This is a genomic window from Azonexus sp. IMCC34842, from assembly GCF_050368855.1.
Lineage (GTDB): Bacteria > Pseudomonadota > Gammaproteobacteria > Burkholderiales > Rhodocyclaceae > Azonexus > Azonexus denitrificans_A.
Genome location: NZ_CP178449.1, coordinates 806,653 through 829,344, shown reverse-complemented (window position 1 = coordinate 829,344; position 22,692 = coordinate 806,653). Strand labels below are relative to the sequence as shown.

At 64.0% G+C, this 22,692-nt stretch carries 22 protein-coding genes; 21 read left to right on the top strand and 1 reads right to left on the bottom strand.

The annotated features are described in order from the left end of the window. The first annotated feature begins 39 nt into the window (after positions 1–39). The 18 genes from pcnB (at position 40) to ACLIKD_RS03770 (ending at position 16,074) form a co-directional block, all read left to right on the top strand. A complete protein-coding gene (gene pcnB, locus ACLIKD_RS03855) occupies positions 40–1,368 on the top strand; it encodes a polynucleotide adenylyltransferase PcnB (RefSeq protein ID WP_428827237.1) in 1,329 nt (442 codons plus the stop codon). Then, positions 1,365–1,841 carry a 2-amino-4-hydroxy-6-hydroxymethyldihydropteridine diphosphokinase gene (gene folK, locus ACLIKD_RS03850; RefSeq protein WP_428827236.1) on the top strand — a complete coding sequence of 159 codons (477 nt, stop codon included), beginning with the start codon at positions 1,365–1,367 and terminating at the stop codon, positions 1,839–1,841. Before pcnB ends, folK begins: the two co-directional genes overlap by 4 nt. 68 nt (positions 1,842–1,909) lie before the next feature. Beyond that, positions 1,910–2,200 (top strand): DMT family protein, encoded by a 291-nt coding sequence (locus ACLIKD_RS03845; RefSeq protein ID WP_428828377.1) that lies wholly within the window; start codon positions 1,910–1,912, stop codon positions 2,198–2,200. Further along, a complete protein-coding gene (gene panB / locus ACLIKD_RS03840) occupies positions 2,201–3,019 on the top strand; it encodes a 3-methyl-2-oxobutanoate hydroxymethyltransferase (RefSeq protein ID WP_428827235.1) in 819 nt (272 codons plus the stop codon). Between the two features lie 4 nt (positions 3,020–3,023). Beyond that, complete coding sequence (gene panC / locus ACLIKD_RS03835) at positions 3,024–3,848, top strand: pantoate--beta-alanine ligase (RefSeq protein WP_428827234.1); 825 nt, start codon at positions 3,024–3,026, stop codon at positions 3,846–3,848. A 99-nt stretch (positions 3,849–3,947) separates the two neighbouring features. Then, the gene (gene panD, locus ACLIKD_RS03830; protein WP_264180035.1) at positions 3,948–4,322 is read left to right on the top strand and encodes an aspartate 1-decarboxylase; all 375 of its coding nucleotides are present in this window, start codon (positions 3,948–3,950) and stop codon (positions 4,320–4,322) included. A 125-nt stretch (positions 4,323–4,447) separates the two neighbouring features. Then, a complete protein-coding gene (locus tag ACLIKD_RS03825; RefSeq protein WP_226472694.1) occupies positions 4,448–5,152 on the top strand; it encodes a winged helix-turn-helix domain-containing protein in 705 nt (234 codons plus the stop codon). Beyond that, complete coding sequence (locus ACLIKD_RS03820; protein ID WP_428827233.1) at positions 5,139–6,569, top strand: ATP-binding protein; 1,431 nt, start codon at positions 5,139–5,141, stop codon at positions 6,567–6,569. Before ACLIKD_RS03825 ends, ACLIKD_RS03820 begins: the two co-directional genes overlap by 14 nt. A 99-nt stretch (positions 6,570–6,668) precedes the next feature. Next, entirely contained in the window at positions 6,669–6,830 is a 162-nt protein-coding gene (locus ACLIKD_RS03815; protein ID WP_428827232.1) for a hypothetical protein, read from the top strand. Next, positions 6,830–7,009: a hypothetical protein gene (locus tag ACLIKD_RS03810; protein ID WP_226418939.1), complete on the top strand. Its 180-nt coding sequence runs from the start codon at positions 6,830–6,832 to the stop codon at positions 7,007–7,009. The genes ACLIKD_RS03815 and ACLIKD_RS03810 overlap by 1 nt, the downstream gene beginning before the upstream one ends. 161 nt (positions 7,010–7,170) lie before the next feature. Then, a complete protein-coding gene (locus tag ACLIKD_RS03805; RefSeq protein WP_428827231.1) occupies positions 7,171–7,782 on the top strand; it encodes a LemA family protein in 612 nt (203 codons plus the stop codon). Between the two features lie 9 nt (positions 7,783–7,791). Next, a complete protein-coding gene (locus tag ACLIKD_RS03800; RefSeq protein WP_428827230.1) occupies positions 7,792–8,655 on the top strand; it encodes a TPM domain-containing protein in 864 nt (287 codons plus the stop codon). Next, positions 8,656–9,153, top strand: coding sequence for a TPM domain-containing protein (locus ACLIKD_RS03795; RefSeq protein ID WP_428827229.1), 498 nt, complete (start codon positions 8,656–8,658; stop codon positions 9,151–9,153). A 29-nt stretch (positions 9,154–9,182) separates the two neighbouring features. Next, a complete protein-coding gene (gene pbpC / locus ACLIKD_RS03790) occupies positions 9,183–11,369 on the top strand; it encodes a penicillin-binding protein 1C (protein WP_428827228.1) in 2,187 nt (728 codons plus the stop codon). Positions 11,370–11,444: 75 nt separating this feature from the next. Next, on the top strand, positions 11,445–13,100 hold the full coding sequence (locus ACLIKD_RS03785) for a HAMP domain-containing methyl-accepting chemotaxis protein (RefSeq protein WP_428827227.1): 1,656 nt from the start codon (positions 11,445–11,447) through the stop codon (positions 13,098–13,100). Between the two features lie 52 nt (positions 13,101–13,152). Then, positions 13,153–13,845, top strand: coding sequence for a DUF599 domain-containing protein (locus ACLIKD_RS03780; protein WP_428827226.1), 693 nt, complete (start codon positions 13,153–13,155; stop codon positions 13,843–13,845). A gap of 4 nt (positions 13,846–13,849) precedes the next feature. Then, the gene (gene rarD / locus ACLIKD_RS03775; RefSeq protein WP_428827225.1) at positions 13,850–14,737 is read left to right on the top strand and encodes an EamA family transporter RarD; all 888 of its coding nucleotides are present in this window, start codon (positions 13,850–13,852) and stop codon (positions 14,735–14,737) included. Next, on the top strand, positions 14,710–16,074 hold the full coding sequence (locus ACLIKD_RS03770; RefSeq protein WP_428827224.1) for a spermidine synthase: 1,365 nt from the start codon (positions 14,710–14,712) through the stop codon (positions 16,072–16,074). The genes rarD and ACLIKD_RS03770 overlap by 28 nt, the downstream gene beginning before the upstream one ends. A 27-nt stretch (positions 16,075–16,101) precedes the next feature. Here the strand turns inward: ACLIKD_RS03770 and ACLIKD_RS03765 are convergent, their stop codons facing one another. Next, positions 16,102–16,722: a TetR family transcriptional regulator gene (locus ACLIKD_RS03765; protein ID WP_226418930.1), complete on the bottom strand. Its 621-nt coding sequence runs from the start codon at positions 16,720–16,722 to the stop codon at positions 16,102–16,104. A gap of 135 nt (positions 16,723–16,857) precedes the next feature. Between ACLIKD_RS03765 and ACLIKD_RS03760 the strand changes: the two genes are divergently transcribed. The 3 genes from ACLIKD_RS03760 to ACLIKD_RS03750 are packed head-to-tail and all read left to right on the top strand — an operon-like array spanning position 16,858 to position 22,597. Beyond that, positions 16,858–18,009 (top strand): efflux RND transporter periplasmic adaptor subunit, encoded by a 1,152-nt coding sequence (locus ACLIKD_RS03760; protein WP_428827223.1) that lies wholly within the window; start codon positions 16,858–16,860, stop codon positions 18,007–18,009. Between the two features lie 9 nt (positions 18,010–18,018). Then, entirely contained in the window at positions 18,019–21,144 is a 3,126-nt protein-coding gene (locus ACLIKD_RS03755) for an efflux RND transporter permease subunit (protein WP_428827222.1), read from the top strand. Between the two features lies 1 nt (position 21,145). Further along, entirely contained in the window at positions 21,146–22,597 is a 1,452-nt protein-coding gene (locus ACLIKD_RS03750; RefSeq protein ID WP_428827221.1) for an efflux transporter outer membrane subunit, read from the top strand. The last annotated feature ends 95 nt before the right edge of the window (positions 22,598–22,692 follow it).

Sequence of the window (22,692 nt, the reverse complement as noted above, 5' to 3'; positions counted from 1 at the left end):
TTTCCCGTAGCGCCTCGGGCGCTCATTGAACGGTAATACGTGATCCGCAAACTCATTTCCCGCGTTTTTGGTGGCAAGAAGCCCTCGGCCAACCACCACGAGCCCGCTGTCATTCCCGTCTCCACCCACGGCATCACCCGTGACCGCATCAGCGTCGGCAGCCGGCGCACCTGCGAAACCCTGCAGCAGCATGGCCACAAGGCCTACGTCGTCGGCGGCGCCGTGCGCGACCTGCTGATCGGCGCCGAGCCGAAGGATTTCGACATCGCCACCGATGCCACGCCGGAAGAAGTGCGCCACGCCTTCCGGCGCTCGCGCATCATCGGCCGCCGCTTCCAGATCGTCCATGTGATGATGGGTCAGGAGACGATGGAGGTCACCACCTTCCGCGGCACGCTGGGCGCCGACACCAAGACCGACGAACACGGCCGGGTGCTGCACGACAACGTCTTCGGCAGCCAGTCCGAAGATGCCGCCCGCCGCGATTTCACGGCCAACGCGCTGTATTACGATCCGATCACCGAGGCGGTCATCGACTATCACCATGGCGTCGGCGACCTCAAGCAAAGAACCCTGCGCATGATCGGCGAGCCGCGCGCCCGCTACCGCGAAGACCCGGTGCGCATGCTGCGCGCCGTGCGCCTCGCCGCCAAGCTCGGCCTGACGATCGACCCGGCGGCCAGCAAGCCGATCCGCGAAATGGCCGGCCTGCTCGAAAACGTGCCGGCCGCCCGCCTGTTCGACGAAATGTTGAAGCTGCTGACCTCCGGCCACTCGGTCAAATGCATCACCCAGTTGCGCGACGAAGGCCTGCATCACGGCCTGCTGCCGATGCTTGACGTGATTCTCGAACAGCCGATGGGCGAAAAGTTCGTGATGGCCTCGCTGGCCAATACCGATGCCCGCGTCCGTCAGGGCAAGGGCGTCTCGCCGGGCTTCCTGTTCGCCACGCTGCTCTGGCACGAAGTGCTGGCGCACTGGGAAAAGCTCAAGGCCAAGGGCGAGCCGAAGATCCCGGCGCTGCATCAGGCGATGGATACGGTGATCGAGGTGCAGGGCGAGAAGCTCGCCATCACCCGCCGTATCGCCGGCGATATCAAAGACATCTGGGCCCTCCAGCCGCGTTTTGAAGCACGCGCCGGCAAACGGCCGTACGGCCTGCTCGAACAGCCACGCTTCCGGGCCGGTTACGACTTCCTTCTGCTGCGTGCCGAATCCGGCGAAATCGACATGGAACTGGCCGAGTGGTGGACACGCTTCCAGAATGTCGATGGCGACAAGCGCGCCGAAATGCTGATGCCGGAACAGGCGGCCGACAAGAAACGCCGGCGCCGCCGCAAGAAACCGGCCGAAACCGCCGCCGAATGAACACGGCCTACGTCGCGCTCGGCGCCAATCTCGGCGACCCGGCCGCCACTGTCCGCGCCGCCTTCGGGGCGCTGGCCAATCTGCCGGAAAGCCGTGTCGCGCAATGCTCCTCGCTGTATCGCACGGCGCCGGTCGGCAAGCTCGATCAGCCGGAGTTCGTCAATGCCGTCGCCCGGCTCGAAACGACATTGGCCCCGGAAGCGCTGCTCGATGCGCTGCTGGAAATCGAACAGCGCTTCGGCCGCATCCGCGCCGAAAAAGATGGCCCACGGACGCTCGATCTCGACCTGCTGCTCTACAACGACTACTTCCTTGATCTGCCGCGCCTGACCCTGCCGCACCCGCGCCTGCACCTGCGCGCCTTCGTCCTCTACCCGCTGGCCGAAATCGCCCCCCAGCTAATCATTCCCGGGCGCGGCGCCATCGCCGCCTGGCTGCCGGCCGTCGCCAACCAGGGTATCGTCAAGCTGTGAACCTGTTCGGTTTCAACATCCCCGTGCTCTGGCAGACGGTGGTGCTGCTGGCCCTGTCGAACGTCTTCATGACTTTCGCCTGGTATTCGCACCTCAAGCATCTCAACGAAAAACCGTGGTGGATCGCCGCGCTGATTTCCTGGGGCATCGCGCTCTTCGAATACCTGATCCAGGTGCCGGCCAATCGCATCGGCCACACCGAAATGAGCCTCGGCCAGTTGAAGATTCTGCAGGAAGTCATCACCCTTGCCGTCTTCGTTCCCTTCGTCGTTTTTTACATGGACCAGCCACTCAAGCTTGACTACTTGTGGGCGGCTCTGTGTATCCTAGGCGCCGTCTATTTCGTTTTCAGGACTTGAATGTCTGCCCAAACCATCACCCGCCGCCTGACCCAGGCCGACCTCGCCAAGCTCTACGCCGCCGGCGAAAAAGTCGTCATGTTCACCTGCTACGACGCCAGCTTCGCCCGTCTGCTTGATGGCGCCGGCGTCGAATCCCTGCTGATCGGCGACTCGCTGGGCAATGTCATCCAGGGCCACGACACCACGCTGCCGGTCACCATCGCCGACATCGCCTACCATACCGCCGCCGTCAAGCGCGGCTCGGATCGCGCCTTCATCATTGCCGACATGCCGTTCGGCAGCTATCAGGAATCGCCGGAACAGGCCTTCCGCAACGCCGTCACGCTGATGGCGGCCGGCGCCCAGATGGTCAAGCTGGAAGGCGGCCAGGACATGGCCCGGACCGTCGAATTCCTCACCCAGCGCGGCATCCCGGTCTGCGGCCACCTCGGCCTGACACCGCAATCGGTGCATGCGCTGGGCGGCTACAAGGTCCAGGGCAAGGGCGAAGCGGCCGCGCAACGCCTGAAGGACGACGCCCTGGCCCTGCAAAATGCCGGCGCGACGATGCTCGTTCTCGAAGCCATTCCCGCCGTGCTGGCCGGCGAAGTCACCGCCGGCCTGGCCATCATCACCATCGGCATCGGCGCCGGCAAGGATTGTTCCGGCCAGGTCCTGGTGGTGCACGACGCGTTCGACATCCCGCCGGGCAAGAAAGCCAAATTCGTCCGCAATTTCATGGCCGGCGCCAGCAGCATCGCCGATGCCGCCAGCCTCGCCGTCGCCGCCATCAAGGACGGCAGCTACCCCGCCCCCGAACACACTTACGCCGCTTAACACCATGCAAATCCATTCCTCCGTCGCCGACCTGCGGGCGGCGCTCCAGGGGCGCGCTCGCGTCGTTTTTGTGCCGACCATGGGCAACCTCCACGCCGGCCACATCAGCCTGATGGAACAGGCGCGCGCCCACGGCGACACCGTGGTCGCCAGCATCTTCGTCAATCGCCTGCAATTCGGCCCGAACGAGGATTTCGACCAATACCCGCGGACCCTGCAGGCCGATGCCGACAAGCTGGCCGCGGCCGGCGTCGACGTGCTGTTCGCGCCGAGCGAGGCCGATCTCTACCCCGAGCCGCAGGAATATGTCGTCGAACCGCCGGCCATCCAGCATCAACTCGACGGTGAATTCCGCCCCGGCCATTTCCGCGGCGTCGCCACCGTGGTGCTCAAGCTGTTCAACATCGTGCAGCCGCAGGCCGCCCTGTTCGGCAAGAAGGACTACCAGCAGTTGATGGTCCTGCGTAATATGGCCCGTCAGCTGGCGCTGCCGATCAACATCGTCGGCGGCGAAACGGTACGGGCCGAAGACGGCCTCGCCCTGTCGTCGCGCAATGCCTACCTGAGCCCGGCCGAGCGCAACGAGGCGCCGCGCCTGTATCGCGAGCTGAACAAGATCCGCGACGCCATCCGGGCCGGCGAAAGCGACACCACCAAGCTGGAAGAAGCCGCCGTGGCTGCATTGACCGCCGCCGGCTGGAAACCCGACTATGTTGCAGTGCGGCAACAGTCCGACCTGGCCGTGCCCACGGGCACAAACCTCCCGCTGGTGGCGCTGGCCGCCTCCCGGCTCGGGACCACCCGGCTCATTGATAACATTGAAATTTAAGGCGTTTTTTGGCGCCGACCAAAGCCGTTGACAGGGGGGCTATTGTCGCTACAATGCCCTTCCCCCAACTTCTGGATGAGTGGAACCATGCAGAGAACGATGCTGAAATCCAAGTTGCACCGCGTGACGACCACCCACGCCGACCTGCACTACGAGGGTTCCTGCGCCATTGATGAAGACCTGCTCGAAGCGGCCAACATCAAGGAATACGAACAGATCGACATCTGGAACGTAAACAACGGTGAGCGTTTCACCACCTATGCCATTCGCGCCGAGCGCGGTTCCGGCGTCATCTCCGTCAACGGTTCGGCCGCCCGCCGCGCCGCCCCGGGCGACATCCTGATCATCGCCACCTTTGCCGTATACAACGAGATCGAACTGGCCAAGCACGAGCCGGATCTGATCTACGTCGATACGCAGAACCGCATCACCCGCCACGGCCACAAGATCCCGACGCAAGCTGCCGCTGCCTGATCGCTCGGCCGCAATACCCGCCGCCAGTCATTTGCCGGACAAGGCCGAACCAAGTGGTTCGGCCTTTTTTGTCTGGCCGGTCCGGCAAGGTGGACCGCCGACCGCCCGGCCGTTAAGATTGGCGGATGAACACACGTATCCTGCTCGTCGAAGACGACGAACGGCTGGCCGAACTGACCGCCGAATACCTCACCAAGAATGACCTGACGGTCAGCATCGAGCCCCGTGGCGACACGGCCGAGACGCGCATTCTGGCCGAACAGCCCGACTTGGTCATTCTCGACGTCATGCTGCCGGGCAAGGACGGCTTCGAGGTCTGCCGGGCCGTCCGGCCGCAATACCGCGGCGTGATCCTGATGCTGACCGCCCGCGACGAAGATTTCGACCAGATTCTCGGCCTCGAAATGGGCGCCGACGACTACATCGCCAAGCCGGTTCAGCCGCGCGTGCTGCTCGCTCGCATCAAAGCGCTGTTGCGCCGCCTGCCGGTGGCCAGCGACAGCCAGGGCAGCGAAACCGAAACGATGGTCTTCGGCCAGTTCCGGATCAGCCAGTCAACGCGGACCGCCTCGCTGGGCGGTACCAGCATCGACCTGACCACCGCCGAATTCGACCTGCTCTGGCTGCTCGCCTCACATGCCGGCAACGTGCTGTCGCGCGACGACCTGCTGCAGGAACTGCGCGGTATCGGCTTCGACGGCCTGGATCGTTCGATCGACGCGCGCATCTCCCGGCTGCGCAAGAAACTGAACGACGACCCGGACAATCCGACCCGCATCAAGACGGTGCGCGGCAAAGGCTACCTGTTCAGCAAGCATGACTGGAACTGATTCCGGCGAGCTGGCCGAGAAAGAGCGCAATCACGGCCTCGCCCGCTCGCTCTTTCGCGTTTCGCTGCCGCGCTGGCGGGGTGGGCGCTACAGCCTGTCGAAGCTGTTCTTCAATTTCTACCTGCTGGCGATGGGCTCCTTCGTGGCCATCGCCTTCACCGCCGACTTCGTCATTTCGACCGCCCAGCGCGGCATCACCGACGACTATGCGCGGCGCTTCATGCGCGGCACGATCACGCTGATCGAAGACGAACTGGCGCGCCAACCGCGCAGCACCTGGCCGCACAAGATCAAGCAGATCGACGACAAGTTCTCCTATCGCCTCGGCATCGTCGAGCGCATCACGCTCGACCGGACGCTGACCCCCTACCAGGTCGACAAGCTCGACGCCGGCGACATCGCCATCGATCACGATGGCGACATCATGTACCACCGGCTGGGTACCAGCAGCCAGGTTCTCGTGGTCGGGCCGCTCGCCTCGAACCGCAACCCGGAGCTGAAGGACCGCCTGCCGCTCGAATTGCGCCTGCGGTTGCTGACCTGGAGCCTGACCGGCCTGATTTTCGGTATCGCCCTGTGGTTCTGGGTCCGCCCGGTCTGGCGCGACCTCGAATCCCTGCGCCAGACGGCCCGCGACCTGGGCGACGGCGATTTCGAGGCACGCTCCCCGCCGGCCCGCAGCCAGCTCTTCTCGTCGCTCTCGGAAACCATGAACAGCATGGCCGAACGCGTCCAGCAACTGCTTGCCACGCACCGCGAACTCGCCTGCGGCATCTCGCACGAATTGCGCACGCCGATCGCCCGCATGCGCTTTGCGCTGGAAATGTTGGCCGAAACCGACGAACTGGCCGAGCGCCAGCGGCTATGGACGATGATGGAGGACGACCTCGACGAGCTCGACCACCTGATCGACACCAGCCTGACCTATGCCCGTTTCGAGCGGGAGGCGCCGGAACCGCATTTTTCCAGCGTGCGCTTCGCCGAGTGGCTGACCGAAGAGGTCGATTCGGTACGCCTGCTCGGCCGCAAGCTGGCAGTCACGGTGGATACCGGAAAGCTGCCGGACAACCTCAACGTCGATCTCGATCGCAAGGCCATGCCCTACGCCCTGCGCAATCTGCTGCGCAACGCGTTCAAATACGCCAGCCGGCAGATCCGGGTCAGTGCCGAAATGATCGACGACCGCATCCTGATCCATGTCGACGACGACGGCATCGGCATCCCACCGGCCGAACGCGAGCATATTTTCTCGGCGTTCACCCGCCTCGACCGGTCGCGCGACCGCGCCACCGGCGGCTATGGCCTCGGCCTGGCGATTGCCCGCCGGGTACTCGAACTCCACGGCGGCAGCGCCACGGCGGATGCCGCACCGCTCGGCGGCGCGCGCTTTACGCTGTGCTGGAAAGCGCACCAGTAACGCCCCAGCCGGCGCCGTTACAAAGCGTCATCAAAGATCAAACCCTGTTACGGCGCGGCAACGCTTGCGCAACAGACGCCTGGCCGGCACCTCCGTAAAATGCAAGGCATTGAAGAACAACAAGCCCAGCAAGAGGAGAAACAGGAAATGATCGAAATGACTATCAAAGAATTTATGGATGCCGCCCGCCTCTACCTTTTCGGCATGCCGCCGGCTCCCCAGCCGGTCCTCGCCAGAATTCCGGCCCGCCCGATCCGCTAATGTCCATGGCCGACCATCTGCCCATCAGCGAAAGCCTGGGCGTCTTTGTCGGAGTTTCCGGCTTTGACTGGCTGGCAGAAGGGCAGGCCGAACCGCTGAAGGCGGTCCTTGCGGCGATTGCCACCGGGGCGGTGATCATGGTCAGGCGACACTGGTTGCAAAAGCATCGCAAGGATTAAGCGACAGATTTACCCCCTCGAAATCCCCCTTTCGAGACCTCCCTGTTACCCCGCCTTCGTGGCGGGGTTTTTTTTGCTGGAGGTCGGGCAGGAAATTGCTCTTGCATTTTGCCGGGGATCATCCAACATCACCCGTAACCCGCAAACAGGAGGCTCCCCCAATGAAATCCCGACTTGTCGTCTTTCTGCTGTTGATCACCACGCTGCTCTCGGGCTGCGGTTACAACCAGGTTCAGACCAATGACGAGGCGGTCACTGCAGCCTGGTCCGAAGTGCTCAACCAGTACAAGCGGCGCGCCGACCTGATTCCCAATCTGGTGTCCATCGTCCAGGGCTATGCCGCGCATGAGAAGGAAGTCCTGACCAAGGTTACCGAAGCGCGCGCCAGTGTTGCCGGAATGAAGGCAACGCCGGAACTGGTCAATGACGAAGCCGCTTTCGCCAAATTCCAGAAGGCCCAGGCCGATCTCGGCGGCGCCCTGGCACGGCTGCTGGTGGTTGCCGAAAACTATCCACAGCTGAAGGCCGACGCCAATTTCCGCGACTTGCAAGCGCAAGTCGAAGGCACGGAAAACCGCATCGCCGTTGCCCGCAATCGCTATATCAAGACCGTCCAGGAGTACAACGTTTCGGTGCGCACTTTCCCGAACAACCTGACGGCGATGGCGATGGGCTGGAAACCGAAAGCCAACTTCACGGTTGAGGACGAGAAGGCCGTGGCGACGCCGCCGACCATCCATTTCGACAACCCCGCCCCGGCGCCCGCCCGCTAAGTCTGTCGCATGCGCCGCCTGCTGGCCCTTCTGGCGCTCTGCCTGCCCGCCCTGCTGGCGGTTGCGGCGGCAGAAGCGGTGCCGATTCCGGCCCTGACGGCACGGGTCACCGATCTGACCGCCAGCCTCTCGGCGGCCCAGGCCGGCGAACTGGAAGCCCGGCTGGCCGCCTTCGAGGCCAAAAAGGGCAGCCAGGTCGTCGTCCTGGTGCTGCCGACGACGCAGCCGGAGCCGATCGAGCAATTCGGCATTCGCCTGCTCGATGCCTGGAAGATCGGCCGCAAGGGCATCGATGACGGGGCGATCCTGATCGTCGCCAAGAATGACCGGCGCCTGCGCATCGAAGTCGGCTACGGACTGGAAGGCGTCCTCAACGACGCCACCGCCAAACGGATCATCGACGAAACCATTACGCCGAAATTCAAGGCCGGCGACCTGCCGGGCGGCATCGCCGCCGGCGTCGACGCCATCCTTGCCGTCGTCGATCGGGAAGAGCTGCCGGCCGCCGCAACTCGCACCGGCAGCGCCGCCTCGGGTGGTGGCCGGCTGAATATCGACAGCTTCGGCGAAAATGGCTGGCTGTTCGGCCTCGGGATCATTGCCGTCGGCGGCGCCATCATCCGCTATTTTCTCGGCAACCTGCTCGGCTCGGGCGTCGTCGGCGGCGTCACGGCGGGGCTCGGCTGGCTGTTGACCGGAAGTATTCTCGGCGCCCTGGCCGGCGCGGCCATCGGCTTTTTTGTCGCCTTGCTCGGTCTCGATCTGTTGCTCAGCGGCCTGGCCAGTGGGGGGCGGGGCGGCAGTTCAGGGGGCGGCGGCTTCGGCGGTGGCGGTGGTTCGGGCGGCGGCGGTGGCGCCTCGGGGAGTTGGTAAATGACGATTAAACGCATTCTGCGGCACTGGCTGCTCCCGCCCTGGCTGGTCAGGCGCCGTTTTGGACCGGCCCTGCTGGCGACCATCGCCGCGGCGATTGGCGAATCGGAAAAACTGCACCGCGGCGAACTGCGTTTCGTCATCGAAGGTCGCCTGTCGCTACTCCAGCTATTGCGCGGACTGAGCACGCGGCAACGGGCAATCGAGCAATTCGCCGACCAGGGGGTCGGCCATACCGCGGAACATAGCGGCATCCTGATTTACCTGCTGCTCGCCGAACGGCAGGTCGAAATCGTCGCCGATAGCGGCATTACGGCGAAGGTCGGACAGGCCGAGTGGGACGCGCTGTGCCACGGCATGACTGCACAGTTTGCCCAAGGGCATTACCGCGAGGGCGCGCTGCAGGGCATCGCGCAAGCCACCCGCCTGCTCTCCCGACACTTTCCGGCCGGGGCCGACAACCCGAACGAACTGGCCGACCCACCGCTACTCGTCTAATGCCGGTCATTCTTGGCCTCCGCCCAGGCTTGGCGCCGCTCCTGGCGCTGTGCCTGCTGCTGCCGCTGCCGGCCGGCGCGCTGCCCGGGCTGGCCGAGGTCAAGGCCGCCTACACCGCCTCCGAAGCCACGCTGCAGGCGCGCGACGGCCGGCCGGTGCACCGCCTGCGCCTCGACAAAACGGTGCGGCGCCTTGCCTGGACGCCGTATGGCGAGATTTCGCCGGCCCTGATCCGGGCGGTCATCGTGTCGGAAGACCAGCGTTTTCTCGAACACGAGGGAATCGACTGGCGGGCGGCCGGCAAGGCGGCCTGGACCAACTTCTGGGGCGGCCGGACGCGGGGCGCCAGTACCCTGACCATGCAACTGGCCGGGCTGATCGACGATGATCGCCAGCAACGCGGCCGTCGCTCGGTTTTCGGCAAAATTTCGCAGTCCGCCGCTGCGCTGCGTCTCGAAAGTTTCTGGAGCAAGCGGCAGATCATCGAGGCTTACCTCAATCTGGTCAGCTTCCGCGGCGAATTGCAGGGGGTCGGCGCAATGAGCCGGCAGTTGTTCGGCAAATGGCCGCACGGCCTGGACGAGCGCGAAGCGGCGCTGGCCGCCGCCCTGCTCCGCTCGCCGAACGCGGCACCGGGGCTGGTCGTCAAACGCGCCTGCAAGCTGCTGCAGGAAATGGGCCGGGCCGGCGAATGCGCCGGCCTCGAAGGCTTTGCCGCACAGGCCCTGAACGGCGGTCTGCAGGAGACGACTTCCGGCGACGGCGAACAGCTGGCGCCGCATCTGGCGCGCAAGCTGCTCCAGCAGCCCGGCCAGGCCATCCGCTCGAGCCTCGATGCCGATTTGCAACGTTTTGCCAGCGCCGCGCTGCGCCGCCACCTCGCCGCCCTGAACCGGCAGAACGTCGAGGATGGCGCGCTGCTGGTCATCGACAACGCCAGCGGCGAGATTCTCGCCTGGGTCGGTTCGAGCGGCGATCTGTCGGGCGCCGCCGAAGTCGATGGCGTGACGGCACTGCGCCAGGCCGGCTCGACGCTGAAGCCTTTCCTCTACGCGCAGGCCTTCGAGGCCCGCCAGCTGACGCCGGCCTCGCTGATCGAAGATGCCCCGCTGAGTCTCGATACCGGCAACGGTCTATACACCCCGCAAAATTACCAAGCGCAATACCAGGGCTGGGTCTCGGCGCGCCGCGCGCTGGCCGGCTCGTTGAATGTGCCGGCGGTAAAAACGCTCGTCCGCCTCGGGCCGGACCGCTTCCAGCAGCGCCTGAAAGAGACCGGCTTTGCCAGCCTGACGGAAAGCGGCGACTGGTACGGCTACAGCCTGGCTCTCGGTTCGGCCGACATTTCGCTGCTGATGCTGGCCAACGGCTACCGGACGCTGGCCAACGGCGGCGTCTGGTCGCCGCTGCGCGCCACGCCGGGCCCGGTTCCGCCCGCACAACCCTGCCGAAACCAAGGCTGCGCAGGCGTTTTCAGTGGCAAGGCGCACGCCGCCTATCGGCCGGCCAGCGCTTTTCTGGTCGGCGACATCCTGGCCGACCGCAGCGCCCGCGCCGCCACCTTCGGCCTCGAATCCTGGCTCGCCACGCCCTATTGGGCGGCCGTCAAGACTGGCACCAGCAAGGATATGCGCGACAACTGGTGTGCCGGCTATTCGCGTCGTTACACGGTCGCCGTCTGGGTCGGCAATGCCGGTGGCAGCCCGATGCACGACGTTTCCGGGATGTCCGGGGCGGCGCCGGTATGGCGCGAGGTGATGGACTGGCTGCACCGCGGCGAGGCGACCAGCGGCCGCCCCCGCCAGAGCAGCCGGCCGCCCGCCGCGCCGGCCGGGGTCGTGCGGATACCGATCCGCTTCGTGCCGGCGCACGAGCCGGCCCGCGACGAATGGTTTGTCGCCGGCAGCGAAATGCCGGTGATCCGCGCCGCCCAGGCCAGTGCGCTGGCCCGCATCAGCTACCCGGCGGCCGGCAGCATCATCGCTCTCGACCCGGACATTCCGCCCCATCTGCAACGGCTACCGCTACGCCTCTCGGTGCCGGCCGCCCCGGACTGGATCTGGCGCATCGATGGTCAACGGCTCGGCACCGCCAGTGCCAACAACCGCTGGCTGCCGCAACCGGGGCGACACCGCCTGACGCTGGAGAACGGCGCCGGCGAGACACTCGACAGCGTCGTCGTCGACGTCCGCTCCCTGAAGGGCCACGGACGATAGCGCGGTATATCCAGAACGCTTAACGGTGTAAATTGAGGTTACAAAATATCCATAACCTCAAGAAGGGGAATAATCATGTTCAACATGAGCATTCGCGGGCGCCTGATCGCCCTCGTCACATTTCTTGCCGCCGCCCTGATCGTCACCGGCAGCATCAGTTTCTACATTGCCCGCAGCGCCGAGGCCGAAATCGAATCGATTTTCAAGCACGAGGCAGTGCCGATGCGCGAACTGGCCCGGATTCGCCGCCTGGTCGTCGAAAACAGCGGCCAGATATTCCGGGCCATGCAGCACAACCCCGGCACCGACTATGCCAAGCTGCACGACCACCCGGTCAACACGCACCTTGAAGTGATCGAGAAGAACCTGAAATGGATGGACGAGACCTTCGTTTCCTTCAAAGCCAATCTGCTGCCGGATAGCGAGGAACTGAAGCTTTTTCAGGAATTCGAGCCGCTCTACGCCCGCTATGCCAGCGAAGTCGTCCGGCCAACGATGACGGCGCTGGTCAACAGTGACTACTCGGCCGCTACCGTGGCACATTTTCTGAAGGCCAACGCCCAGTTTGAAGCCAAAATAAATCCGTTGATGCGCAGCATCGCCGAGGCGCAGGAAAAGGCGGTCAAGGCAAGTTACGAAACCTCGACCGTCCAGAACCGGCGTTTCATCTGGATCTCCGCGATCACGCTGGGTCTTGGCCTGCTGATCGGGCTGGTCATCGCCGTCCACACCATCCGTTCGACCACCCTGCCGCTCGACGAGATGCAGGCGCTGATCACCCGTGCCGCGCGCGACAAGGATTTCACCGGCAGCATTCGGATCCGCAGCCGGGATGAGGTCGGACTGACGGCCGAAGCGTTCAACGATTTGCTCAAGGCGTTGCAGCAAAGCCTGGGCGATGTCCGCCACGAAATAATCAAGGTCGACGAAGCGACGGCCACGCTCTCCCAGGCTGCCAGTCAGGCGGCCCAGGCGTCGGCGGCGACCAGCGAGTCGTCGTCATCGATGGCGGCCTCGCTGGAAGAACTTTCGGTCAGCATCACCTCGGTATCCGACCACACCCGCGAGGCCCTGGCCCTGGCCAACCAGGCCGGGGAGCACTCGGAAACCGGGGGCAGCGTGATCGGCAGCGCAGTTTCCGCGATGGCCGCTATCGCCGTCGAGGTACGCAGCGTCGGCGCGACGATCAGCGAACTGGGCCAGCACTCCGATCGCATCTCCTCGGTGGTACAGGTGATCAAGGATGTCGCCGACCAGACCAACCTGCTCGCCCTCAATGCCGCCATCGAGGCGGCCCGGGCCGGCGAACAGGGACGCGGATTCGCGGTGGTGGCCGACGAGGTGCGCAAGCTTGCCGAACGGACGAGCAAGGCCACCGGCGAGATCGGCGGCATGATTGGCGACATCCAGAGCCGTTCGAAGAGCGCCGTGCTCGCCATGGACGGCGCCATCAGCCGGCTGGAAAATGGCTCGGAGCTGGCCAACCGGGCCGGCCAAGCGATTGCCGCGATTCGCAGCGCCAACAGCGAGGTCCAGCGCGTCTTTGCCGATATCGACGAGGCCATGCACGAGCAGGGCGCCGCCAGTTACGACATTGCCCAGAAGGTCGAGCAGGTCGCCCAGGCCTCTGAACAAAGCAGCGTCAGCGTCGGCATCTCGGCCAGCGAGGCGGCCAATATTCGCAATCTGACCAACAGCATGCGGGCCACCGTCGCACGCTTCAAGATCTAGGGCCCCGCCAAGGCAGCCCACGCGCCGGCTGCCTTGTGGCAAACTCCGGCCCATGCACGCGCTCCCCCACCTCACCGCGATCGACTGGCTTTCGATAGCCATTTTCTTTGCCTGCTGGGCCGGCTATGCCTGGTTTTCCGAGCATAGCCAGAGCGGCTCCGCCGGCCTGATCGGAACCAGCCAGAGCTACCGCCTGCTGTGGGCCTTCCGCATGCTGGAACGGGACAACCGGGTGATGGATTCGACGCTGATCGGCAACCTGGTGACCAGCGTCTCCTTTTACGCCAACACCACCATCTACATCATCGCCGGCCTGGTCGCGGCGCTCGGCGCTTCCGACCGGCTGCTCAGTTTCACCACCGAGTTGCCTTTCGGCGGCGCCGGCAACCGCGAACTGCTCGAAATCAAGCTGATGCTGCTGCTGGCTTCCTTCGTCTTTGCCTATTTCAAATTCACCTGGTCGCTACGCCAGTTCAACCTGCTTTCCATCCTCGTCGGGGCCGCACCGCTGGGCAAGGCAGGCGAGCCCGGGATCGACACTTACGCCCACCAACTGGCGATCGCCAACAATCTGGCCGGCGACGATTTCAATCGCGGCATCCGCGCCTATTACTTCGGCCTGGCCGCTTCCGGCTGGTTGCTCCATCCGCTGGCCCTGGCCACACTGGCCATCCTGGTGCTGATCGTGCTCTATCGCCGCGATTACCGCTCGGCCGCGCTGGCCATGTTGCGCAGCGGGCTCTGAAGGCATGCAACGGCAAAGCCAGCTGGCCGGTATCGGCTTCGGCCTGCTGGCTTACGTCATCTGGGGCTTTTTCCCGCTCTATTTTCGGCAGCTGACGCACATTCTGCCGATGGATGTGCTGTCCAATCGTGCCGTCTGGGCCTGCGTCTTCGTCGGCATCCTGCTGACGCTGCGCGGCAGCTGGTCGAAAGTGGTCGCGGTTTTCCGAACGCCGCGCCAGTTCGCCATGCTGACGCTGGCCGCCCTGCTGGTCGGCAGCAACTGGCTGATCTTTCTCTGGGCGGTCGCCAATCAGCAGGTCGTCGCGTCCAGCCTCGGCTATTTCCTGACGCCGCTAATCAATGTCCTGCTCGGCCTCTTCGTGCTCAAGGAACGCCTGAACCGGCTGGAATGGATTTCGGTCGCCTTCGCCATTGCCGCGATCGCCAACGAGATCATCACCCTCGGCAGCCTGCCCTGGGTTTCGCTCCTGCTCGCCGCCACCTTCGGCACCTACGGGCTGGTGCGCAAGCAGGTGCCGGTCGACCCGCTTTCCGGTCTCTGGCTGGAAACGCTGGCCATGCTGCCGATCTGCGGCATTTACGCGCTCTGGCAGGCGGACAACGGCCATCTGGTTTTTGCCACACACGACACCGCTACCGCCGCCTTGCTGATCGGCGCCGGCATCGTCACCGCCTTTCCGCTGATGGCCTTCGCCGCCGCCACTCAGCGCCTCGGCCTGGCCACCCTGGGCATGCTGATGTACATCAATCCGACCCTGCAATTCGTCACCGCCGTGTGGATCTTCGGCGAACAGATGCAGACGGAGCGGCTGATCAGTTTCGCCCTGATCTGGCTCGGCCTTTTCGTTTACAGCTGGAGTCTGTGGCAGAAATTCCGGCGACCGGCCTGATGCACCGTCAGCTGATCTACGCCATCGTCTTCATCGAAGGCTTCTGCTCGCTCGGCGCCGAAGTAATCGCACTGCGCCGGCTGGTGCCGCATATCGGCAGCGCCATCGTCGTCACCGCGCCGACCATCGGCTTCTTCCTGCTCGCCCTGGCTCTCGGCTACGCCTCCGGCGCCAAGGTGGCGGCCAACTATCCGGCAGTCGTCGCCCGCAATTTCCTGATCTCGGCCGGTCTGGCCGGCCTCGGTCTGGCCGGCGTCACCGTCGATGGGCTGTTCGCCCACCTGCAACCGTCCTGGATCGCCTACCTCTTCTTCATCGGCGGCGTGCTCTGCCCGCTGGCCTGGCTGCTCGGTCAGACCGTGCCCATCCTGACCAACCTGATGAAGCATCAGCGCCCCGGCGAGGCAAGCGGCATGGCCCTGTACTGGTCCACCCTCGGCTCCTTTCTCGGCTCGCTGAGCCTGTCGCTACTGGTCATGCAGTGGCTCGGCGTTTCGGCCGCCGCTTTCGCCTGCACGCTGGGGCTGCTGATCGGCAGGCTGCTGCTCACCGGTTTGCAGTGGAAAACGGTCTTTTTCTCGCTGGCGATCGCCGCCCTCGCCGCCGCGGTCAACCTGCAGCATGCAGTGACCGCCGATACCGCCTACGCCGAATACATCATCGGCAATGTCGACCTGCTGGGCCAGCAAAATCCTCGCGTCTTGTGGGTGAACAAATCGGTGGCCTCGTTGCTCGACGATTCGCAACCGCCCAATTACACGCGCTACATCACGCACCTGCGGCAGATCCTGCTCGACGATCTCGGCTTCAAAGACAAGGAAATACTCGTTCTCGGCGCCGGCGGCTTCACGCTATCCCACCGGGAGCCGCTGAATCGCTACACCTATGTCGATATCGACCCGGCGATCAGGGAGATCGCCGAGCGACACTTCCTGCACGAACCGGCGCGTGGCGAGTTCATCGTCGACGATGCCCGCCGCTTCGTCGCGACCAGCGAGCGGCACTTTGACGCCGTGGTGGTCGATGTTTACAGCTCGCACACCTCGATCCCCAGCCACCTCGTGACCCGCGAATTCTGGGCCGGCACCCGTCGCGTGCTAAAGCCGGACGGCATCCTGCTGGCCAACCTGATCCTCGACGGAAAGCTGGAAAGCCCCTACGCCCGCAACCTGCTGGCCACCATCGACAGCGTTTTCGGCCGTTGCGCCATTGCCGTGCTGCACAAGGTCAAGCCTCTGGCCAACGTCGAAGTCAGCTGTTTCGCCAGCAGCCGCCCCGGGGAAACCGGCATCTATGTCGATGAGAAAAACCGGGCTGATCTCGACCGGGCAAGGTGAGTTCAGCCGAGTCGGCAGCCTCCGGGTTCATCCCCGGCGGCGCAAGGCCATGTGGGCCGTAACCATCTGCGGGATCTGCCGGTCGAGATCGGAATCCCTCTGGCAACCGAGCATCAGATACAGCAAGCCGCGCGCAAACGCCCAGGTATCGCGCGCCGCAGCCGACGGTTCGAGGCCTTCGCGCAAAAAACCCTGTTCAGCAGCCCGGCGATAGACCCGCTCCATTTTTTCCAGGAACTCCTTGGCCGGACGGGAAACATCCTCCTGCACACTGGCGAACTCATCGACATATTCGCAACGCGAGATCATGATTTCAAAAACCTCGCGCAGTGCCGCACAGTCATCCAGCATTCGGTAAAAATCCTTCAACGAGGCCTCGATGGCATCGAGCGGATTGTCATAGGCCTCGGACTGCATCAACGCATCGGTCCGTTGGACCATCGGCCCAAAGACATCATCACGCATGGCAAAGAACAACTCGGCCTTGTCCTTGAAATGCCAGTACACCGCCCCGCGCGTGACACCGGCTTCCTTGGCGATCTTATCCAGTGTTGACCGGCTGACGCCGCACTGGTGAAATACCGCACGCGCCGAATCGATGATGTCCTTGCGGGTTTTCTCCGCATCTTCCTTGGTTTTTCTAGCCATTGTCTCCCTCTCGGCCCAGTCGCATCACTCGGCCTCTGCAAACATCTCAAGTCGATCGGTTGATCGCCGAAAGAAATTTACATACATTCGTGATTGTATATAATAGCTCAAAATAACTCTCAATGGAGTACCCCAATGACTTCCGGAAACCTGCCGCGGCGCAAAGCCCTGTCACTCATCATCGGGGCCACCGCCCTCAGCGCCGCACTGCTCGCCAGCTGCTCGGACAAAAAACCCGCCGCCCCGGCGATGGGTCCGATGCCGGTCACCGTGCTCGAAGTCCAGCCGCAGCGCGTACCGTCCTCCATCGAAGTCATGGCGCAAACCGAAGGGGCGCGCGAAACCGAAGTGCGCGCCCGGGTTGGCGGCATTCTCGTCAAGCGCCTTTATCAGGAAGGCGAAACGGTCAAGGCCGGCCAGCCACTGTTCCAGATTGACCGTTCGACCTACGAAATCGCACTGGCCGACGCCAAGGCCAAGGCCGAGCAGGCCAGCCGCGAAATGCATCGTCTGAAAGGCCTGATCGAGGCCAAGGCAATCAGTCAGCGCGAATACGACGACACCGTTTCTGCCAATGCCATTGCCCAGGCGGCACTGCATCAAGCCGAGCTGAACCTGTCCTGGACGACCGTCACCGCCCCGGTAGCCGGCACCACCGGCCGGGCCACGAAGTCGGAAGGCAGCCTGATCAGCATCGGTGCCGACAGCCTGCTCACATCGGTCTATCAGAGCAATCCGATCTGGGTCAGTTTCAGTCTGGGTGACAGCGATCTGGCCAAGCTGCCGAACGGCCGGGTCACTGCTACTAATGTCAGCGGCGTCGAACTGATCCAGGGCAATGGCACGGTCTATCCGAAGCCTGGCAAACTGAATTTCCTGGCCAGCAACATCGACACCACGCTCGGCACCCAGCAATTGCGGGCCGAATTCGAGAACCGCGACAACCAGCTGCTGCCCGGCCAATTCGTCCGCATCCGCCTGCTGACCGGCGAGCGCGACGGCGTCTTCCTGGTGCCGCAATCGGCCGTGGTGCAGACCGAGCAAGGCCCGATCCTGATGCTGGTCGGCGAAGGCGACAAGGTTGCGCCACGCCCGGTGCAAGCCGGCGAGTGGTACGGCAAGGACTGGGTCATCCTCGGCGGACTGAAAGCCGGCGACAAGGTGATCATCGACAACCTGATCAAGCTGCGTCCCGGTGCTCCGGTCGCCCCGCACCCGCCCGCCGCCCCTGCGGCGCCAGGCGCGCCTGCCGCTGAAAGTGCTGCCAAGCCGGCGGCCAAGGGCTAAGGGGTCGCCATGTCAAAATTCTTTATTAATCGACCTATTTTTGCGTCGGTCATCTCGATCATCATCGTCATCGCCGGGCTGGTCGCCGCCCAGGTGCTGCCGATTGCCCAATACCCGCAGATCGCCCCACCGACGGTACTGATTACCGCCACCTACCCGGGCGCTTCGGCTGAAACGCTGGCCAAGACGGTCGCTGCACCAATCGAGGAGCAGTTGAACGGGGTCGAAAATCTGCTTTATTTCACCTCCTCGGCCTCGGCCAACGGTTCGATGACGATCACTGCGACCTTCGAGGTCGGCACCAATGTTGACATGGCCTCGGTCAACGTCAACAACCGGGTGAAAGCCGCTGAACCGCGCCTGCCAGAGGAAGTCCGCCGTAACGGCGTGATCGTCCAGAAGCGTTCGAACGACATTCTGCAAGTCATCGCGCTCGACTCTGAAAAGGGCAAATACAACACCCTGTTCCTCTCCAACTACGCCAGCCTGAACATCGTTGACGAATTGAAGCGGGTCAAGGGGGTCGGCGACGTCACGGTTTTCGGTGCCCAGGATTACTCGATGCGCATCTGGCTAAAACCGGACCGCATGGCCCAGCTTGGCCTGACAACGACCGACGTATCGAACGCGATCAAGGCTCAGAACGCCCAGAACGCGGCCGGCAAGATCGGCCAGGAACCGGCGCCGACCGACCAACAACTGGTCTACACGGTCACCGCCAAAGGGCGCCTGCTGACGCCTGAAGAGTTCGGCAATATCGTCATCCGCGCCAGCGGTCCGAACGGCGCCCTGCGCCTGAAGGACGTCGCCCGCATTGAACTCGGGGCTTACAGCTACGATCAATCGGTCAGCCTCGACGGCCAACCGACCATCGCCATGGGCGTTTTCCTGCAAACCGGCGCCAACGCGCTGGAGGTCGCCGACAGCGTCCGCAAAAAGATGGACGAGTTGAAGATGAAGTTCCCGGAGGGCATGGCTTACGTCATCCCCTTCGATACGACACGCTTCGTTTCCGCCTCGATCCATGAAGTGGTCAAGACCCTCATCGAAGCGATGGTCCTTGTGCTGGCGGTGGTTTATCTCTTCCTGCAAAGCTGGCGCGCCACGCTGATCCCGATGGTCGCCGTGCCGATCTCGCTGATCGGCACCTTTGCCGGCCTCTGGCTGTTCGGCTTCTCGATCAATACGCTGACACTGTTCGCGATGGTGCTGGCCATCGGCATCGTCGTCGACGATGCGATCGTCGTGCTGGAGAATGTCGAACGCCTGATGGCCGAGGAAAAGCTGTCCCCCCGGGATGCCGCCATCAAGGCCATGCATCAGGTTCAGGGCGCCCTGGTCGCCATCGTGCTGGTCCTCTGCGCGGTGTTTATTCCGGTCGCCTTCCTGGGCGGTATTGCCGGCCAGCTCTACAAACAGTTTGCCGTCACCGTCGCGGTCTCCGTCGTTCTTTCTGGCGTCGTCGCACTAACCCTGACGCCGGCGCTGTGCGCCCTGCTGCTCAAGGCGCAGCATACGGAAAGCAAGCTGTTTGCGCCGTTCAACCGCCTGTTCGAGCGCTTTACCCGCTCCTACACCACAACAGTCGGCCTGACGCTGAAGCACGGCATCATCGGTAGCGTGATTTTTGCGCTGGTGATCGGCATAACGGTCTTTTTCTTCCGCATCATCCCCGGCAGTTTCGTGCCGGCCGAAGACCAGGGCTACCTGATTTCGGCACTGATGCTGCCGGATGGCGCAACCCTGAAACGGACGCAAACAACGGGCGAAAAAATGCGCCAGATGGTCGCCAGCGACCCTGCAGTCAAGCACACCTTCGTCGTTTCCGGATTCGACTTGATCGGCGGTGGCAACAAGCCCAACGCCGGCACCATCTTCATCCCGCTCAAGGACTGGTCGGAACGTGATGCCAAGGCGCAGGACCTGGCCGGCAAGTTCATGGGCATGGGCATGATGCAGTCCGATGGCATGGCGCTGGTTTTCAACCCGCCACCGATCATGGGTCTGGGTACCGCCGGCGGTTTCGAGGTCTACGTGCAGAACCGTGTCGATGGCGACACGCGGAAGCTCAACGAGGTCACCCAGACATTTATGGCCGAGTTGCAGAAGCATCCCGAATTTACCCGGGTCAGCACCTTTTTCCGCCCGACCGTGCCGCAACTGTTCGTCGAGGTCGACGAACCGAAGGCAATCGCCCTCGGCATCCCGCTGACTGACATTTACAGCACGCTGCAAAGCACGATGGGCGCGTTGTACGTCAATGACTTCAACAAGGCCGGCCGCGTCTATCGCGTCCAGTTGCAGGCCGAAGCCAATTACCGAATGAAGCCGGATGACCTGGGCAAAGTATACGTGCGCAGCACAACCAGCAATGCGATGATCCCGCTGTCCGCAGTCAGCACGATCAAGCGCATCGTCGGTCCGGAGCAGGTCGAGCGCTTCAACGGCTTTGTCGCCGCCAAGGTCATGGGCGACAGCAAGCCCGGCGTCAGTTCCGGCGACGCCATCAAGATTGTCGAGGATGTCGCCGCCGCCACACTGCCCAGCGGCTTTGAAATTTCGTGGACCGGCCAGGCCTTCCAGGAAAAGCGCAGCTCCGGCTCCTCACTCTACGCCTTCGGCTTCGCCATCATCATGGTCTTCCTGATCCTTGCCGCCCAGTATGAAAAATGGTCGCTGCCGCTGGCCGTTGTCATGGCCGTGCCTTTTGCGCTGATGGGCGCCCTGACGGCAATCTGGCTGCGCAACATGCCGAACGACATCTACTTCCAGATCGGCCTCGTCGTACTGATCGGGCTAGCGTCGAAAAACGCCATCCTGATCGTCGAATTTGCCGCCCAGAAGTACGCCGAAGGGATGAACGTCGTCGATGCCGCACTGGAAGCCGCCCGTCTGCGCCTGCGGCCGATCGTCATGACTTCGCTCGCCTTCGTGCTCGGCGTCTTCCCGCTGGTCAAGGCCAGCGGGGCCGGCGCCGCGGCCCGCCAGTCGATGGGGACCGGCGTCTTCGCCGGGATGATCGCCGCCACCTTCATCGCCACGATTTTCATTCCCCTCTTCTTCATGTGGCTGGAGCGCGGCAAGCAGATACTGCCGGCCGGCCACGACGATGTCGCCCACGCGGAGGAAAACTAAGATGCGTACCCTGCCTCCCCCCCTGCCGAAAATCCGCCTCGCCGCGGCATTGGCCGCCGCCCTTGCCCTCAGCGGCTGCGCCATCGGCCCGGATTACCTGCGACCGAGCAGCTGGCTGCCCGCCGCCTTCAGTGAAGCAGCCCCCGTCGCTGCCCAGCAAGATGCCGCGCCGAACAGCGCGGTCGACGCGCAGTGGTGGTCGCTGTTCGCCGATGCCACGCTGAATGAGCTGGTCGATCAGGCACTCGCGAACAATGCCGACCTGCGCACCGCGATTGCCCGCCTCGAACAGGCCAACGCCCTGGCCCGTGAGGCCGGTGCCGCCTTCTTCCCGGAAATTGACGGCGAAGCCAGCGGCAGCAACCGGAAACTGAGCACCAAGACAGCCACCTGGACGAGCAGTTCGCCGAAGTTCCAGCACGCCCGCAGTGCGGCGCTGACGACGTCCTACGAGCTGGATATCTGGGGCCGCGTCCGGCGCGCCAACGAATCGGTTCAGGCCAGCCTGCTGGCCAGCCAGTATTCGCGGGACGCCATCCGGCTGACCGTGGCCGGTCTGGTTACCAGCAATTACCTGGCCCTGCGCGCCTACGATGCGGAACTGGCCGTTACGGCCGAGTCGCTGGCCAGTCGCGAAGCCAGCCTCAAGCTGGTGAAGACGCGGGTCGACGCCGGCCTCGTTTCGCCGCTCGATCTCTATCAGGCCGAAGGCGCGCAAGCCGCCCTCCAGGCCCAGCAAGCCGACCTGCGGCGCCTGCGGGCCCTGGCCGAGCACCAGCTGGCCCTGCTCACCGCCAAACCGGACCTGACGATCGCGGCCGGCGACATCCGCCAGTTGCCGCTGCCACCGACTCCACCGGCCGGACTGCCGGCCGACCTGATCGAAAGCCGGCCCGACGTCCGCGAAGCCGAGCAAAAGCTGATCGCCGCCAACGCCAATATCGGCGTCGCCAAAGCCGGCTACTACCCGAAATTCTCGCTGACCGGTAGCGTCGGCACGGAAAGCAAGACGCTCGGCGATCTGTTCGGCGCCGGCGCCAACACCTGGTCGATCGGCCTCGGACTGCTCATGCCGATCATCGATTTCGGCCGCACCTCGGCCCGTGTCGATCAGGCCAAGGCGCTCAACGAGCAGTCGCTGATCGCCTGGCAGAACACGCTGCAGACCGCCTACAAGGAAGTCCGCGATGCACTGGTCAACCTGCGCGAAAACGGCAACGCCGAAACGGCGCAGAACGTCCGGGTCTACAACACCCAACAGGCGCTCGACATCGCCAACCGGCGCTACGACGCGGGTTATTCCGGTTACCTGGAAGTACTCGATGCCCAGCGCAGCAACAACGATGCGCTGCTCGCCATGATCGCCACCCGCCAGGCCCGGCTGGTCGCCGCGGTCGAGTTGTTCAAGGCGATTGGCGGCGGCTGGAAGGACCAAGCGCCGAAGCGCGGTTAAGGCCGACCATGCCACCGCTGCCCGCCCAGGCAGCACGGCTGAAACCTGCCCGTAGTCGGCCGCAAGGCCAACTGCCGGCAGGTTTTTTTTATGTA

Excerpts from the sequence above, each read along its gene's own strand:
- folK (WP_428827236.1), top strand. The coding sequence starts at position 1,365 with ATGAACACGGCCTACGTCGCGCTCGGCGCCAATCTCGGCGACCCGGCC.
- ACLIKD_RS03845 (WP_428828377.1), top strand. The coding sequence starts at position 1,910 with ATGACTTTCGCCTGGTATTCGCACCTCAAGCATCTCAACGAAAAACCG.
- panB (WP_428827235.1), top strand. The coding sequence starts at position 2,201 with ATGTCTGCCCAAACCATCACCCGCCGCCTGACCCAGGCCGACCTCGCC.
- panC (WP_428827234.1), top strand. The coding sequence starts at position 3,024 with ATGCAAATCCATTCCTCCGTCGCCGACCTGCGGGCGGCGCTCCAGGGG.
- panD (WP_264180035.1), top strand. The coding sequence starts at position 3,948 with ATGCTGAAATCCAAGTTGCACCGCGTGACGACCACCCACGCCGACCTG.
- ACLIKD_RS03825 (WP_226472694.1), top strand. The coding sequence starts at position 4,448 with ATGAACACACGTATCCTGCTCGTCGAAGACGACGAACGGCTGGCCGAA.
- ACLIKD_RS03820 (WP_428827233.1), top strand. The coding sequence starts at position 5,139 with ATGACTGGAACTGATTCCGGCGAGCTGGCCGAGAAAGAGCGCAATCAC.
- ACLIKD_RS03815 (WP_428827232.1), top strand. The coding sequence starts at position 6,669 with ATGCAAGGCATTGAAGAACAACAAGCCCAGCAAGAGGAGAAACAGGAA.
- ACLIKD_RS03810 (WP_226418939.1), top strand. The coding sequence starts at position 6,830 with ATGTCCATGGCCGACCATCTGCCCATCAGCGAAAGCCTGGGCGTCTTT.
- ACLIKD_RS03805 (WP_428827231.1), top strand. The coding sequence starts at position 7,171 with ATGAAATCCCGACTTGTCGTCTTTCTGCTGTTGATCACCACGCTGCTC.
- ACLIKD_RS03800 (WP_428827230.1), top strand. The coding sequence starts at position 7,792 with ATGCGCCGCCTGCTGGCCCTTCTGGCGCTCTGCCTGCCCGCCCTGCTG.
- ACLIKD_RS03795 (WP_428827229.1), top strand. The coding sequence starts at position 8,656 with ATGACGATTAAACGCATTCTGCGGCACTGGCTGCTCCCGCCCTGGCTG.
- ACLIKD_RS03785 (WP_428827227.1), top strand. The coding sequence starts at position 11,445 with ATGTTCAACATGAGCATTCGCGGGCGCCTGATCGCCCTCGTCACATTT.
- ACLIKD_RS03780 (WP_428827226.1), top strand. The coding sequence starts at position 13,153 with ATGCACGCGCTCCCCCACCTCACCGCGATCGACTGGCTTTCGATAGCC.
- rarD (WP_428827225.1), top strand. The coding sequence starts at position 13,850 with ATGCAACGGCAAAGCCAGCTGGCCGGTATCGGCTTCGGCCTGCTGGCT.
- ACLIKD_RS03765 (WP_226418930.1), bottom strand. The coding sequence starts at position 16,722 with ATGGCTAGAAAAACCAAGGAAGATGCGGAGAAAACCCGCAAGGACATC.
- ACLIKD_RS03760 (WP_428827223.1), top strand. The coding sequence starts at position 16,858 with ATGACTTCCGGAAACCTGCCGCGGCGCAAAGCCCTGTCACTCATCATC.
- ACLIKD_RS03755 (WP_428827222.1), top strand. The coding sequence starts at position 18,019 with ATGTCAAAATTCTTTATTAATCGACCTATTTTTGCGTCGGTCATCTCG.
- ACLIKD_RS03750 (WP_428827221.1), top strand. The coding sequence starts at position 21,146 with ATGCGTACCCTGCCTCCCCCCCTGCCGAAAATCCGCCTCGCCGCGGCA.